Raw genomic sequence first — 14,856 nt, 5'->3', positions numbered from 1 at the left:
ATTGGGAGGTTAGTCCAAAATGACGTTAATGCTTTCCACAGTTTTCTTAGTGGCTGTCGCAATCGTCGGCATCGTAGTTCATCGACAATTTTTAAGCCATATCGCTAGCAACTATATCAACCTCGGATTAGGGGTGATTGTGGCCCTGGTGCCCGTGCTAGATCACTTGGTGGCGACATTTTCTTCGGAAATCTTTATGGGGATGATTGTAGCGCCACTGTTATTTTACGATGGCATGGAGACCAGGTTTTATAAAGTTGCTCGGAAGTTTAGGGTGATTGTTTCGTTGACCGTTTTTATGGCGCTTTTTTGTGCAATTGCAGCTGGTTTTAGTATGGCCGTTACGGGAATCGTTAGTTTACCACTGGCATTTGTACTTGCGGCAATCAGTACGCCAACCGATGCGACTGCAAGTGAGGCGGTTTCACACGGCCTGATTATTCCGGAGACTGAACGAACCTTTTTAAAACTAGAATCACTTTTCAATGATGCTTCAGGGATTATCTTGTTGAACATGGCTATTTTGTGGTACGTCAATGGATATATCAACTATGGTCAAACGGTTGCTAACTTTATGTATTCTGCAGTAGGTGGTGCCGTATTCGGTTTTGTCGGCGGGGGAATTATCATTTTGGTTCGGCAGGACCTGGTTCGTTCCCATATTAATTTAGTCAATACGGCTAATAATACAGGGACGCCATCGAAGATTATTTTTCTGGCGACGCCTTTCGTGATTTACTTTGTGGCAGAACACTTACACGTGTCTGGAATTATTGCCGTGGTTTGTACCGGGGTCTTACACAATGCTGAAATGGAACGGAGCAACCTCTTAAATCCACGTGTCATCTATGATTCTGAAGCATTGACCGGCATGATGAAAGAGTTACTGAACGGGATCGTGTTCGTGATTCTGGGAATTATGATGGTGCGGATTACCAATAACAACAATGTGGTTTTACATCCGCAGAATTGGTTGATTTTAGGGATTATTATGTACGTGGCCAACGTTGTCGTGCGATTTGTGTATACGTTAACAGTTCGCCATCTTAATGCCAAAGCTGCTACCATTTTTGCATTTGGTGGGGTCCACGGAACCGTGACCTTTGCCTTAGCATTTATGGTTGCGGAAACTTCGGTAAAACGGACCGATTTTAACTTAGTTTTGATGGCTGAAGCAGTGTTAATCGTTCTGAGTCTCTTAGTTCCAACATTTCTGTTTCGGTTTATTTTACAGCGGCAACCTTCCGACAAGGTGATTACTAAAAAAACGATCCAGATTCGTGACCAAATGATTCAACACGCAATTGAAAAAATTCGCCAAATCTATCTCCCAGAGGACCTTCGTCAGACAGTACTGTATGATTTGCAAACGCAACGGATGCACACCTCAATTAAACATTTTATCCGTGAATTTAAACGGTCGCTTCAGCGGCCTGCCTTAACTCCAGAAGAGAGCAACACTTTAGATATGGCTTATCGGTTAGCTTTTCGTGAAGAACGGGAGTATTTGAACGAAGTTTCACAACAAGAAGCTGGTTACATGGACATTGTGACCAGTCTCTACTCAGAAATCTTGATGGCGGAAATGGTGGTTCTGAATCACTAATCAGGTATAATAAAAGTAAAAACGGGAGAACATAAATGACAATTAAATTAGTAGCGATTGATATTGACGGAACGTTAATTAATGATCAGCGAGCGGTGACGCCGCAAACCGTGGCCGCAATTAAAAGGGCTAGCTCAGCGGGTGTTAAAATTGTGCTGTGTACGGGTCGGCCAATGACGGGAGTTCGGCCGTTTCTCAAACAATTGGACTTAGATCACTCTGATCATGAGTACGTGGTGGCCTTTAATGGCGGTTTGGCTCAAGACACGAATGGTCAAGTTATCGTTAACTACACGGTTGGTTTTAACGACTACGTTGATATTTTGGCATACGCCACCAAGCACAATGTTAAGTCGGTGATTGAAACCCAAGACTATATTTACACCACTAATCAAGACATCAGTCCATACGCGGTTCATGAGTCTGGTTTAGTCTTTATGCCGATGCGCTACCGTTCACTGGATCAGATTAATGCCCTTCGCAATCAGCTCGTGATTGGTAAGTTTATGATGACGGATGATAAGGAGAAGCTGGATGCTGCTCACCAACAACTTCCTGCGGACTTGGTCGAGCGGTTTAAGATTGTCCGGAGCGAGGATTATTATCTTGAATTTGTGAATCAAAAAGCCGGCAAGGGAGCCACGTTAGCGGCCCTTTGTGAACATCTAGGAATTCAATCGGATGAAGTGATGGCGATTGGTAATGCCCAAAATGACGAGTCCATGATTGAATTTGCCGATACTGGTGTCGCCATGGGGAATTCAATTCCAAGTACGTTGGCGAAGGCAGACGTTACCGTGGCCGATAATAATCATGATGGAGTGGCAGAAGCAATTGAAAAATATGTTTTGTAAAAGGTTAAATAATTACAAAGGGAATTAGGTCGCTGGACCTAATTCCCTTTATTAATTATGGTTGACTATTGACGAAATATTGATAATCTTGGTGAACTTGATTAGCATACTGAATTGCCCAATCGGCTAGTCCAGTATCAAGTGACTTTTGGTGTTTTAAATAGCCCCGGATGATGGGCGCAGTCGGACTCTGGTAATGGGCCATCGCCAGGAGGAGCGCACAGGTTTCACAGTAAAGTTGAAAACTTTCTAAATCGAGTTTGCTGACTTTAACAGATTCTTTCATATCCCGGAATTGACGAATGTAGTAACTTCGTCCGCCAAAGTTAGTGGCTCCTAGGAAGGGGTCAGAAGATGACTGCAATGTCCGCTGTGCGGTGACGATCCGACGACCCGCGCGTTGACCGTTAGCAGCCACTTGATCACTACCAAGGATTTGCAAGTTATACCGGAGTGGTAAGGCCTCTTTAATTTGGAGAACCAAGGGGGTTCCGTCGTTCCCCGTTAACAACATCAAGTAACAGCGGGTCCCAAAACTACCAACCCCGACACTATAACGGATAATATCTGAAATGTGGAAGTTGGCAAGCAAGATCTGAATATCTGGGCGGACATTCTTTCGATATTTACGGAAACCATTCACGATTTCCTGGTAGCGTGCTTTACCAACGTGTTTGGCGCGTGGAGCATTTTCAATGAAATGGTACTCGCCATCGGAACCTATTTCGGCCATCTTTCTCACAATCTGTGCGGAATTAGATTGTTGGCTCTTTTTCAAAATTTGTTTCATGACCTTATGAATGGCACGGGGTTGTTTATGATGATCGAGAGCCTGAATTGTTTGGGTCATGTCTGAATACTTGAACGAAAAGTAGTGGCGAGCAAAGAGCGGTTCTTGATTAGCACGTTTGATGGCATGTCGATAAGTTTTTGTAATTTTCTTTAATAACCGGTGGAGATCATCTTGGTCAAAGCCGTTTTCTTCACCGGCTAGTTGACTGCTTACCAACAGGCGCTTTAAATCACTTTCCCAGTTACCAATTCGTGCTTCATCAAAATCGTTCAGTCCAAAAAGAAGCTGGCGTTCAGATGAAGCGTAAAAACCGAAATTTTGGATATGGGCATCACCACAAATGATGATGGGAATGTTGCTTTGGGATTGGTGTTTCAAGTCCCGTTCCATTAATTCTGCAGTTCCGCGAAAGAAGGCGAAGGGACTAGCCATCATTCGCTGATGGCGCAAGGGTAAAAGTTCCTTAATCATATTGGATTCGGTCTTGGTGATGGCTTTACGGGGATCGCGATTAACCGGCGAATACTGGGCCAACTTTTCACTTGGCAATTCAGTTTGACGTTGCTGGCCGAATTTGATTAATTCTTGTTTTGATTTTTTGATTTGGACTGCTTTTAAGTCAAAAATATCAAGCTGGTTTTCCATAATATCAGGCTCCTCATGTATGATTCATCACCATTTTAAGATGTTTTGGCAAAATGTAAATAATCACACCGAGTTATGGTAAGATTTGGTTAGAAATGGGGGAGTCGTGATGAGCGTTGAACGATCAATTCACTTAATGGGCACGATTATTAAGTTGCAATTACAAACACCAGTACCAAATGCGGAGCAAATTGCGGATGAAGCAGTACGACGTCTCCGTAAGTATGAACAAATTTTTTCCGCAAATGATGATTCATCGACATTGATGAAGGTTAATCAGCAGGCAGGAAAGTCTGCGGTTAAGGTTCCAGCAGAATTATTTAACCTGATTAAAATTGGAAAGCAATATAGCCTGTATCCGGGTGGCTTCCTTAATATCGCCATTGGCCCGTTAGTGAAACTGTGGCATATTGGTTTTACGGATGCGCATGTCCCTGATAAAACAGCCATTCAGAAACGATTGGCTTTAACTGATCCGCGGTTAATCAAGTTAGATGAGCAACAGCAGACCGTCAAGCTAGCAAAGCCTGGTATGGAGATTGATCTCGGCGCGGTTGCTAAGGGTTACATTGCTGACCTGATTAAGGAATTCTTAGTTCACGCTGGGGTTACTTCTGCGGTAATTAATCTCGGGGGAAATGTGGTTGTGATTGGTGGTAATCAACAACGGAGCGATGGAATGTGGCACGTTGGTTTGCAGGATCCTCAGCAAGCATTAGGGAATTATGTTGATGTGTTGAAACTCAATAATCAATCGATAGTTACATCAGGGATTTATGAACGGAATTTAACCAGTCAGGGTCATTTTTATCACCACATTTTTAATCCGCAAACCGGTTACCCGATTCAAACGAATATGGCTAGTTTATCAATTATTTCTCCCCAATCAGTTGATGGTGAAATTTGGACGTCAATGCTGTTTGGCCAGGATTGGTCGTACATTCAACAGGTTATCAAAACGCTCGAAAATGTCCAAGCTATTGTCATTAATCGTGATGGCCAAATGCTGACTTGTGAATAATTGTACATGTGATATACTGATAAAAAATCGGAGGGATCAACATGAATCATTTTATTGCGATTGCTGGTTCAAACCGGCATGGTTCGACTAACAAAAAATTGATTAAGTTTATGAAAGAACGTTATGCAAAAGTGGCTGAGATTGAAATTCTCGACATTGGGAATCTGCCGGTCTACTACAAGACTCCTGATCATACGATTCCCGCAGCTGCGCAAGAGATGGGCAAGAAGATTGCGGCTGCAGATGGGGTGATTATTTCCACACCGGAATATGATCATGCAGTACCGGCCGTATTGATGAATGCCCTCGCATGGTTGTCGTATACTATTCACCCATTTCGGGATAAACCTGTCATGGTGACGGGGGCTTCTTATGGGACGCTCGGGACTTCCCGGGCTCAGCAAATTTTACGAAAGATGTTGGCTTCACCAGAATTAGCGGCCCGGACGATGTCAAGTTCTGAGTATATGCTTGACCACTCGCTCCAAGCCTTTGATGAACATGGTGAACTTAAAAAGGCAGAATTTGTGGATTTACTGGATCAAATCTTTGTCTCTTTTGAAACATTTGTTAAGCAAACGCGTGAGTTCCAACTGGAAAAGGACCACGCACTAGAAAAAATTCGTCAATTAGAATTAGGCAAATAAGCATTGAGGTGAAATCAAATGAAATTAGTTGGAATTGTCGGCTCTATCGCTGAAGACTCATATAATCGCAAATTAATGATGTACATGGCCAACCACTTCCGTAATTATGCGGATATTGAAGTGGTTGATATTAAGGATGTCCCAATGTTTAATGAGGACCAGGACGCTACGAATAGCGCACCAATCCAATATCTTAAGCACCGGATTGAAAATGCCGATGGGGTAATCATGGCGACCCCAGAACATAATCACACCACCACGGCGGCCCTCAAGAGTGTTATTGAATGGTTGTCATACAAGATCCACCCGTTGGAAAATAAACCAGTCATGATTGTTGGTGCGTCTTACTTCTCGCAAGGTTCTTCGCGGGCGCAACTGGACCTGCGAGAAATTCTCGAAGCACCAGGAGTGCGGGGATTGGTAATGCCAGGGACAGAATTCTTACTGGGCGATGCTAAGGAAGCCTTTGATGAACACGGTAACCTTACTGACGGTCAAACCATCAAGGTTTTGACGAAGATGATGGAGAAATTCATCAAGTGGGTTGATGTCATGCAAGCACTCCAAGGTCCAGAACCGGCCGATGCCTGGAAGAACGAAGATTTAACGGCAAGTGGCAAAGCTGATACGACCATTGAAGGGTTCAAAATGAATGATCCAGAATGGGTTGAAAAGGCAGCTGAGATTACCAAAGCCGCTTCCGGACACGATTATGTTCAATTAGATCGCGGAATCTTGACGGTCGATCAAATTAACTGGTTCCTTAAATCAATTCCAGCTGAATTAACGTTTGTGGATGATAATAACCAGTTTTTGTACTACAACCATAATCAGCCGGCCGAACGGATGAATGCTTCCCGTCGTCCAGAGCAAGCTGGTCTACCATTGAGTGAGGTCCACCCTGATATTCGCAATGTTCATGACCACGTCAAGCAAGTTCTGCATATTTTACGGACGGGTAAGCAGGACATGTTCCAATTATCCGAACCGCAAGACCGGAAGAACGTTAAGTGGGTGGTTAATAACTACCAAGCGATGCATGACGAAAGCGGTAATTACCGTGGAACGAACGAAATCGTGCTAGACTTTTGGCCAATTGTGAAGAAATACCTCGAAATGACTGGTCAAAAGTTAGTTGATGATCCTGACAATGCGGTGGATACGGGTGCTTCAGCGTCAGTGTCCGAAGATGATACGAACGCTGACGCAACTCCAGATACTAATGCTAGTGCTTCGGTGGCAGAAGAAACGCCAGTGGAAGAACCGGCTACTGATACTGATGCCAGTGCTTCCGTGGCTGATGATGAAGGTTCTGCAAATGACCAGCCTGAAAATGATGAACCGGACACGGGAGCAAGTGCCTCTGTTAAATAATCCCAACTTATAGTATAATTGCTGACATTAAGTAAGCTAAAAGAGGGATACAATGGAAAAGCGAGTTTATCTCGATAATGCCGGTACGACACCAATGTTACCGGAAACGATGCAAGCAATGACGGATGCCATGCACGACTACTGGGGAAATGCCTCAGCGACGAACTATTTTGGACGACAAGCTCGTGGGGTGTTAGAAAAGGCCCGTCACGTGATGGCAAAATCGATTAACGCTAAGCTTGATAGTGAGATTAACATCACGAGTGGGGGCACCGAGAGTGACAACACCGTGATTTATCAAACAGCGCGAGCACGGCAGAATGAAGGTAAGCACATCATTACGACCAAGTTTGAGCATGAAGCGGTCCTGCGTCCCCTTGAAGATCTGGAAAAAAATTATGGATTTAAGGTGACCTACTTAGATGTCGATGAAAATGGTCAGATTGACTTGCAACAATTAAAGGACGCTTTGGATGACGAAACCATCCTAGTTTCCATTATGACGGTTAATAACGAAGTTGGTAGTCACCTGCCAATTCATGAAATTGGTGAGATTGTGAAGGACTCGAAAGCGTGGTTCCATACGGATGCCGTGCAAGGCTATGGAGCGGTACCAATTGATGTCCAGGCTGATCATATTGATTTATTGTCGGTTTCCGCCCACAAGATTAATGGTCCGAAAATGATTGGTTTCTTGTATCGCCGGGATGGCATTAACTTTTCACCGTTAATGCGGGGCGGTGACCAAGAAATGAAGCATCGTCCGGGAACCGAGAATGTGCCAGCAGCCCTATCATTTGCCAAATCCATTGAAATGCACTTTGCGAATGGTCAGCGGGAAAAGAATGCGGCTCATTATGTTGCATTGAAAAAGCAACTGATTCAAGGATTAGATGACAGTAACATTGATTATGAAATCAACGGAAATTTAACTGATAATATGGCACCACAAACGATTAATATTTGGTTTAAGGGAATTCGTAATGATGCATTATTGGTGAACTTAGACTTAAATGGCATCGTGGGCGCCGCTGGATCAGCATGTACGGCGGGATCACTGGAACCATCACATGTTTTAGTGGCGATGTACGGGAAAACGAGTCCACGGATTTATGAATCACTGCGGTTTAGTCTCGGCATGACAAATACGAGTGAAGATATTCAACGGCTGGTAACCGCATTACAAACCATCATTCCGCAAATGAAAGTTGAAGCAACCAAAAAAGTTGATTAAAAAAATCGGTAATTCAGAAATGAGTTACCGATTTTTTGCGTATTTATATTAATGAGGAGGGATTCACATGGAAGAATTAATCTGGCAGACGGACTCGAAAACAATGGTGAGTTATTTAATGGAAACTGGGTATGACGAAGGTGACGTCACACGGGTAGTGCAGATTCTAGAAGAAACAAAAAAGGTGTTGCATGACGCAACACCAGGGTAACCATTAGTTGTTAGTGGATTTAAAATGCTTTAATCACGTTGAGCAAAATGAAGAAGATAACTGGTACTAGCAATGCTGGTAACATATCAACCGTTTTGAATTGGCGAATCTTTAGGAGTGAGAGCCCTGCCGCAACGATCAGGAAACCACCAACAATTGACATTTCAACAATGAATGCCGGTGAGAAAAAGCTGACGGATAAGAACTTTGCAATCAGGAAAATTAAAGACAGCCAAATAAAAATGATTGGTGTTTCAAGCAACATCCCCCAACCAAAGCCAGCACCGAATATAATGGCACAGACCAGTGTAAACATGGCATTGGTGTACAGCATGGTTTGGTTGCCGCTGGTGGCGGCGTAAACCGGTCCTAAAATGGCCAAAGCACCGATACAATCGAGAAAGCTAGCGGTCGCAATCCCTTCTCCAACTTTGGTGGAAAAACGCGAATTTAACCACCGATTAGAGCGGTCATCTAATTGAAGATAAGTACCGAGTGGAAAGCCAATTGCCATACTAACAATGAACAAAATGGGGTAGTGGCTTTTCGGGAGGTTGGCGACCACCGTTTGCATGCCAACCCCCAATGCTGCAAATCCAAGGACCATCCAGAGGGCGTCTTTATAGCGTTCGGTTATGAAATGTCGAACTATGACGCCAATGGCCGTGCCAAGGACAACCGCGAATGTATTTGATAAAATTCCAATCATTTTTAAACTCCATTCGTGAAAAGCAATGAGTTTATTTTACTAGAAGTCAGTTATAAAAGCAAAGAATGAATTAGATGATCAAAATATCATAAAACGTTATTGAAACTATATTTAATTAACAAAATTACTAATTAGTGTAATAATAGACCCGAATAATGAAATTTGGGAGGTTAATTAAATGGTTTCACAAAATAATCATAGAATGAAACAACAGCGTCTACTTGCTACTAATCAAGTATTTAGTCTGCGAAAGTTATCAATCGGTTTTGTATCAGTTGTTTTAGGCTTATTTTTTGCTTGTGGAACGGATGCCGTTGGGCACGCGGCCACTACCCAGCCAGCATCCAGTAATGCGGCAGCACAAATTTCAACACCAACTAAGAATTCACCGGTTACCCAATCAAATGGGCAGCCAAAGGTGGGGCAATCGTTAACCGGGACGAAGTCGAATGGCCAACCAGTTGTCCAGGCAGCAGTTGCTGATCAAAAAACTGCTGAGGAGGGGCAAACTAGTCAAGCGGCGCCTGTTCAAAATGTTCAAATTCAAATGGCAACCACGGATAAAAAGGATCCACACAAACTGCAATACAGTCAATTGTATGGTAATGAGCCATTAGTTGTGACCGTTAGTGGTGAAATCAGTCCAACGGCAAAAGCAGGGGATACTTTTAGCATCAATTTCTCTGATAATATTAGACGGTCAGATACTGATGAAGCGTCCGCAAACAATGGCAAACAATCAGCCAATCCAATTAAGGATAGTAATGGTAACCAGATTGCGTATGGTTATGTCGATGCCAATGAAGATAAGATTACCTATGTTTTATTACCAATCGTTGAAAATGAAAGCAATATTAAGTTTTCAACCTCAAACTATTTCTATCCCCAGATTATGAAAATTCCTAATAGTGGGACAGTTGATGCAGTAATTACCGTTGGGGATCAAACTAAACATTTCCCGTTAAATATTCAGTATGATAATCTGCAACAAAATGATGCCCAATACGGGTTTAGTGCGCGGATTTATGATATTGATTTTTCAAATGGAAAATATAAAGTTAACGCATACTTTAATGCGCAAAATAAGCCACTGGATAACCAACGGATCGAAATATGGGCGCGTGGCGATAATAATACTGATTTGAATCCTAAAAACTGCACGTTTAGAGTCTATCGGGTTAAGGATGGAAAGACCCTTAATGCATCTTTGATTCCAAACTATAGTGAGTATGACGATATTACGAATCAACTGAAAATTTCGACCAATGAAGCTGATGCTGAGACACCAGGTGTCCTGTATTATGATGCAGCAACTAACACGGTCAAAATTAATTTTGGTGGGAAACAAGATTCAAATGCCTACATTTTGCATTTTGAGGGTCAGTCACCAGTTAAGAATGGTAAAGTTCACCCTGGGATGAACATGCATATTCTCGCTAGTCGGATGACTTTAAACTTCTCATTTGGGAGCTTACCAGCCAAGGCGTCTGCTTCTGGTGAAACTGCAGATCAACTTGCCATTGTGCGGTTTAAGGGCGATGCCTCAGTAGCAAAGAATATTCAGTTGCCAAAGTCCAACATCAATGAAGGGGGTTGCTAATCAGGCTATTACCTTTGATCAATTAGCAAGTATCATTAGTGAGCTGAAACAGCAACATTTGAATGTCATCTCAGTTACCAATAATTCAACTGGTCAAACCCTTGCGCAAGGTGAAAATGTTGACTGGCAAAAGGTATTTGGTAATTATGATTCCGATAAATATAGTGCACAAACATTTACCATTACGGTCGGTGCTCAAAAGCAGAAGGCCTCGGTAACCTTTGTCGATGATACGACTAAACAAAATCTCGCAGTAAAGCATCTAACTGGTAATGGTGGTACAACTGCCCCTTATCGGACGACTCAGGACCTCGAAAATTACGAAAATCAAGGCTATGAATTTGTTTCGGATGGTTATCCAAAGACTGGGGTTCAATACGATCAAGATTACAATACCGACCAAAATTATACGGTTCACCTCAAGCATGGTGAGACAACCGTCAGCGAGACTACTCCAGGAACCGTTGGGCAACCAATTAATCCAATGGATCCAACGGGCCCAAAGTACACGACGGAAATGGGGAAGGATGCGTTGAAACATGACGTTACCCAAACCATTGAGTATGTCTATGCAGACGGCAAGGCAACGAAGCAACCAACCAGCACGAAGCGTCTCCAATTTACGGCAACTAAGACGATTGATAAGGTTACTGGTAAAGTGCTTAAGACTGAATGGTCACCAGCGCAAAACTTTGCAACGGTTAAATCGCCAACAATCGAAGGTTATACCCCAGATATTAAGCAGGTCACTGATTCTAATATTGACCATAACCATGCAGATCTAAAGCATGTGGTTAAGTATTCGCCAAATGAGCAAACGATCATGGTGACATATATTGATGATGACGCAAAGACTGACCAACCATTAACGACGAAAACACTGACTGGTAATCTGACACTACGAGTTCATATACGACCGCTCAGTCAATTACCGATTACGAAAATAAGGGCTATGAGTTAGTTTCTGATGAGACGCAGGGAAAGACATTGACATTCGACCATGATGATCAAAAGAAACAAACTTATGTAGTCCATTTGAAGCATGGAATTCAGACCGTCACGGCGACTGATAATCGACAACCGGGGGAAGCGATTAATCCTCAAGATCCGAATGGTGCCAAATATCCGAACGGGGTCGATAAGAATTCCCTTACGAGGACGGTTAACCGCTCGATTAAGTATGTTTATGCGGATGGTACTCAGAAACCAACTTCCCATAATGATAGCTTGACTTACACGGGCACGGTTAAAGTTGATAAAGTGACTGGTAAAATCGTTTCAGGTTCTGAAACCTGGGATCAGCCAAAGGACTTTAAAACTATTGCTTCACCAACCATTAAGGGTTATACGCCAAGTCGGACTAGTGTTACTAACAAGCAAGTTGCTTATAATAGCGATCCAATTAACGAAACGGTTACGTACAAACCAGATGTTCAAAAAGCAACCGTGACCTTCATTGATGACAATACTGGTAAAACTATTAAGCCGGTTCCACTCACTGGTCATACCAACGAAATTGATCCATACCGAACAACTACGGATGTCCAAAATTATGAAAACCAAGGTTATGAGGTAGCTTCCGATAATTATCCAACGACGGGAGTGAAGTACGACACAGATGATCAAACCGATCAAAAATTTGAGGTTCACTTGAAGCATGGTGTCACGACCGTTGATGAGCAGCATCCTGGAACACCAGGTCAGTTAATCAACTCCAAAGATCTAGATGGACCCAAATATAGTGGTGAAACAGGCAAGCAGGCGTTAGGCCATGATGTTACCAAAACGATCAAGTATGTATTGGCGGATGGAGAATCAGCTGAACCAACCAAGACTCAAACACTGCACTATAGCGCTCGGAAGACGATTGATAAAGTAACTGGCAAAGTTATCAGGACAGATTGGTCGGATACTCAAAGTTATCCGGTAGTCAAGACACCGAAGAAGGCAGGATACACCCCGGACTTGACAGTAATTACTGATTCGAACGTTCCGTATAACCATCCAGCCATTAGTCATACCGTCATCTATCGTGGTGATCCGCAAACGATGACGATTAAGTACGTTGATGATACGACTGGTGATCCACTGACGACCGTTACTAAGCATGGGACTTCAGACGAGAAGACTGGCTATCAAACGACGACGGAGCTGGATAAGTTATTAGCTCAGCAATACATTCTGGTACATGATCCAACCAATGGTCAAGAACTGGTCTTTGATCATCAAGATCAGGTGGATCAAAATTATGTGGTTCATGTCAAGCACGGTACTAAGCAGGTCAGTCGGACAATTAACTTTGTTGATCGCCAGACTGGTCGGCAACTACGGCCATCGATTGTCCAGACGATTACGATGACGCAAGTTGGGACAGAAGATCTGGTTACTAAGCAGATTACTTGGGACCCGGTCGCACCACAGACTTTCAGTAGTTTAACGGTGCCAGAGATTCCTGGTTATCAGGTCGTGGGTTCACAAATTGTTGGACCAGCGACGGTGCAATTTACTGATCAGGATATGACAGTGAATGTCGAATACGAAGCTGTTCCAGTTTCCGAGAATAACCCGAATGCTGTAACAGGAATAACTACCCCAGCTGAATCTCAACGAAGTTACTCACAAGCTAACTCAACGAATTCACAGCAATTACCACAAACTGGTAATCGTGATCAAACTGCTCTGGTTGGACTTGGCTTAGCATCCCTGATTGGATTATTCGGCATTGGTCGAAATAAGAAGGAAAATTAGTTTAAAAAGGCGGGATGGATTAAAATCCATCCTGCCTTTTTGATTAGTTTTATCAGTGAATATAACAAAGTGATGATTATAAGTGTTATAATTAAATAGTTATACAGCAAAATTAAGATATTTGTTAATTATTTAGGAGGCTTATTAATGCTGTCAAGCAAAGAGAAGCACTAAATGCCAAGCGGGTGCCTCATTACAGTTTACGGAAACTAAGCATTGGGGTCGCTTCTGTTCTTTTGGGGACCAGTTTTTATTTTGGTGGGAACGTGATTGCCCATGCTGCAACGCAAACCCAACCAACAACAGTTGCACAAACGTCAGTTGATAAAACTAATGCGAAGAAGCAAACGACTGGTGAACAAACATTTAAGGCGACATCTCAACAGGATAATCAGGTAACACCTCAAGCACTGAATGGTGAAAAGGTGGTGCAGACTGCCGCTGTTCAACCAGTTACTCAGTCATTTAATAATGGCGATGTTTCTCTAAAGGTTAATCAGGCGAGTGTTGAACTAAAAGATCAAAATTCCGCCGAAGTTGACATGTCATTTAAAGTTACCAATTTAAAGCCGGGTGATCAATATACGATTCGGATTGATCCAACTCCAGCTATGCTAACCGGGGAAGCTTTGGACCCCAGCCAGGGGAACACAAATTTTACGTTTGATGAAAAGGATCCCACTAATGATGTTGTGAAAAATACCATTACTGGAACTGGAACGGTCACTCAAAATCTCAAATTAACTTATGATGGTGGACTGTATGCAAAGCAAACGCGTAAAGTTAGACTATATTCAGATGGCTCGAAGGATATTTACATTAAAGTGCTCAAGAATGGGCAGGAGATTGGTGAAGTTAAGTATACCCAAATTATTAGTCCCTCACTTGAAAAGGTCGTTTTAAACCGGACAACGCCAGATTCGCAATCAGTCAATCAATTAATGCCAAATACTGACTATACTTGGACACTAAAAATTAATCAGCATGATGGGGTTACGCCAGGACAAGCAGTGACAATGATTGAGCCTGATGGTTCGATGGTATCGACAAATGCGGCTTATGATTTACCATCCCCACTTATTAACCATGGAACCACAGTTACCATTCCAGTTCCGGCGTCCTTTGTCCTGAATGCTGCGAAAACTAATGCGCTGAACCAATACGGGATTACGGCAACGCAAGCCAGACAAGGAGCGGATGTGATCGTCACGATTCCGGCTTCACAAGATCTCGTTAATGATTTGACACAGATAACATTTGATCAGCAAGGAATCCAAATAGTTGGTCACTTTAATATTGACCAAACAACAGCAGATCAAATGGTAACTGCGTCGGCACCAATTTAAGTAGTCGAGAAGATTGATGATCAAGGCAAAACCTTAACCAAAACCGGTCCAACTTTTCAAGATACCAT

The 14,856-nt window shown here is 42.9% G+C and carries 13 protein-coding genes; 11 read left to right on the top strand and 2 right to left on the bottom strand.

Annotated features, from left to right (window positions below):
• Positions 1 to 19 precede the first annotated feature (19 nt).
• Complete coding sequence (locus AC1EKL_RS00985) at positions 20 to 1,606, top strand: cation:proton antiporter (RefSeq protein WP_480189095.1); 1,587 nt, start codon at positions 20 to 22, stop codon at positions 1,604 to 1,606.
• A gap of 35 nt (positions 1,607 to 1,641) precedes the next feature.
• Entirely contained in the window at positions 1,642 to 2,460 is an 819-nt protein-coding gene (locus AC1EKL_RS00980; protein WP_480190169.1) for a Cof-type HAD-IIB family hydrolase, read from the top strand.
• A 55-nt stretch (positions 2,461 to 2,515) separates the two neighbouring features.
• Here the strand turns inward: AC1EKL_RS00980 and AC1EKL_RS00975 are convergent, their stop codons facing one another.
• A complete protein-coding gene (locus AC1EKL_RS00975; protein ID WP_480189796.1) occupies positions 2,516 to 3,898 on the bottom strand; it encodes a DUF2252 domain-containing protein in 1,383 nt (460 codons plus the stop codon).
• 109 nt (positions 3,899 to 4,007) lie between these two features.
• Here AC1EKL_RS00975 and AC1EKL_RS00970 point away from each other — a divergent pair, with 109 nt between their 5' ends.
• The 5 genes from AC1EKL_RS00970 to AC1EKL_RS00950 all read left to right on the top strand — a co-directional run bounded on the left by AC1EKL_RS00970 (position 4,008) and on the right by AC1EKL_RS00950 (position 8,385).
• Positions 4,008 to 4,919, top strand: coding sequence for an FAD:protein FMN transferase (locus AC1EKL_RS00970; protein WP_480190168.1), 912 nt, complete (start codon positions 4,008 to 4,010; stop codon positions 4,917 to 4,919).
• A gap of 41 nt (positions 4,920 to 4,960) precedes the next feature.
• Positions 4,961 to 5,566 (top strand): NADPH-dependent FMN reductase, encoded by a 606-nt coding sequence (locus AC1EKL_RS00965; protein ID WP_480189092.1) that lies wholly within the window; start codon positions 4,961 to 4,963, stop codon positions 5,564 to 5,566.
• A gap of 18 nt (positions 5,567 to 5,584) precedes the next feature.
• Positions 5,585 to 6,940 carry an NAD(P)H-dependent oxidoreductase gene (locus tag AC1EKL_RS00960; protein ID WP_480189091.1) on the top strand — a complete coding sequence of 452 codons (1,356 nt, stop codon included), beginning with the start codon at positions 5,585 to 5,587 and terminating at the stop codon, positions 6,938 to 6,940.
• Between the two features lie 52 nt (positions 6,941 to 6,992).
• Positions 6,993 to 8,174 (top strand): cysteine desulfurase family protein, encoded by a 1,182-nt coding sequence (locus tag AC1EKL_RS00955; protein ID WP_480189090.1) that lies wholly within the window; start codon positions 6,993 to 6,995, stop codon positions 8,172 to 8,174.
• A 67-nt stretch (positions 8,175 to 8,241) separates the two neighbouring features.
• Positions 8,242 to 8,385: a hypothetical protein gene (locus AC1EKL_RS00950; protein ID WP_480189089.1), complete on the top strand. Its 144-nt coding sequence runs from the start codon at positions 8,242 to 8,244 to the stop codon at positions 8,383 to 8,385.
• Positions 8,386 to 8,404: 19 nt separating this feature from the next.
• On the opposite strand, the gene AC1EKL_RS00945 is transcribed toward AC1EKL_RS00950, so the two are convergent.
• Positions 8,405 to 9,094, bottom strand: coding sequence for a DUF554 domain-containing protein (locus AC1EKL_RS00945; protein WP_480189794.1), 690 nt, complete (start codon positions 9,092 to 9,094; stop codon positions 8,405 to 8,407).
• Between the two features lie 178 nt (positions 9,095 to 9,272).
• Here AC1EKL_RS00945 and AC1EKL_RS00940 point away from each other — a divergent pair, with 178 nt between their 5' ends.
• The 4 genes from AC1EKL_RS00940 (at position 9,273) to AC1EKL_RS00925 (ending at position 14,788) form a co-directional block, all read left to right on the top strand.
• A complete protein-coding gene (locus tag AC1EKL_RS00940) occupies positions 9,273 to 10,694 on the top strand; it encodes a fibrinogen-binding adhesin SdrG C-terminal domain-containing protein (RefSeq protein ID WP_480189087.1) in 1,422 nt (473 codons plus the stop codon).
• A complete protein-coding gene (locus tag AC1EKL_RS00935) occupies positions 10,678 to 11,655 on the top strand; it encodes a mucin-binding protein (RefSeq protein ID WP_480190167.1) in 978 nt (325 codons plus the stop codon). Before AC1EKL_RS00940 ends, AC1EKL_RS00935 begins: the two co-directional genes overlap by 17 nt.
• On the top strand, positions 11,622 to 13,442 hold the full coding sequence (locus AC1EKL_RS00930) for a mucin-binding protein (RefSeq protein ID WP_480190186.1): 1,821 nt from the start codon (positions 11,622 to 11,624) through the stop codon (positions 13,440 to 13,442). The genes AC1EKL_RS00935 and AC1EKL_RS00930 overlap by 34 nt, the downstream gene beginning before the upstream one ends.
• A 185-nt stretch (positions 13,443 to 13,627) precedes the next feature.
• Positions 13,628 to 14,788 (top strand): YSIRK-type signal peptide-containing protein, encoded by a 1,161-nt coding sequence (locus AC1EKL_RS00925; protein ID WP_480189085.1) that lies wholly within the window; start codon positions 13,628 to 13,630, stop codon positions 14,786 to 14,788.
• Positions 14,789 to 14,856 lie beyond the last annotated feature (68 nt).

The organism is Limosilactobacillus sp. C0001E2 (assembly GCF_056590915.1).
The sequence above is the reverse complement of the archived record's forward strand: the minus strand, read 5'-3'. Positions and strand labels throughout refer to the sequence as shown.

Coding starts and splice junctions, on each gene's coding strand:
- AC1EKL_RS00985 (WP_480189095.1), top strand. CDS start 20: ATGACGTTAATGCTTTCCACAGTTTTCTTAGTGGCTGTCGCAATCGTC.
- AC1EKL_RS00980 (WP_480190169.1), top strand. CDS start 1,642: ATGACAATTAAATTAGTAGCGATTGATATTGACGGAACGTTAATTAAT.
- AC1EKL_RS00975 (WP_480189796.1), bottom strand. CDS start 3,898: ATGGAAAACCAGCTTGATATTTTTGACTTAAAAGCAGTCCAAATCAAA.
- AC1EKL_RS00970 (WP_480190168.1), top strand. CDS start 4,008: ATGAGCGTTGAACGATCAATTCACTTAATGGGCACGATTATTAAGTTG.
- AC1EKL_RS00965 (WP_480189092.1), top strand. CDS start 4,961: ATGAATCATTTTATTGCGATTGCTGGTTCAAACCGGCATGGTTCGACT.
- AC1EKL_RS00960 (WP_480189091.1), top strand. CDS start 5,585: ATGAAATTAGTTGGAATTGTCGGCTCTATCGCTGAAGACTCATATAAT.
- AC1EKL_RS00955 (WP_480189090.1), top strand. CDS start 6,993: ATGGAAAAGCGAGTTTATCTCGATAATGCCGGTACGACACCAATGTTA.
- AC1EKL_RS00950 (WP_480189089.1), top strand. CDS start 8,242: ATGGAAGAATTAATCTGGCAGACGGACTCGAAAACAATGGTGAGTTAT.
- AC1EKL_RS00945 (WP_480189794.1), bottom strand. CDS start 9,094: ATGATTGGAATTTTATCAAATACATTCGCGGTTGTCCTTGGCACGGCC.
- AC1EKL_RS00940 (WP_480189087.1), top strand. CDS start 9,273: ATGGTTTCACAAAATAATCATAGAATGAAACAACAGCGTCTACTTGCT.
- AC1EKL_RS00935 (WP_480190167.1), top strand. CDS start 10,678: ATGAAGGGGGTTGCTAATCAGGCTATTACCTTTGATCAATTAGCAAGT.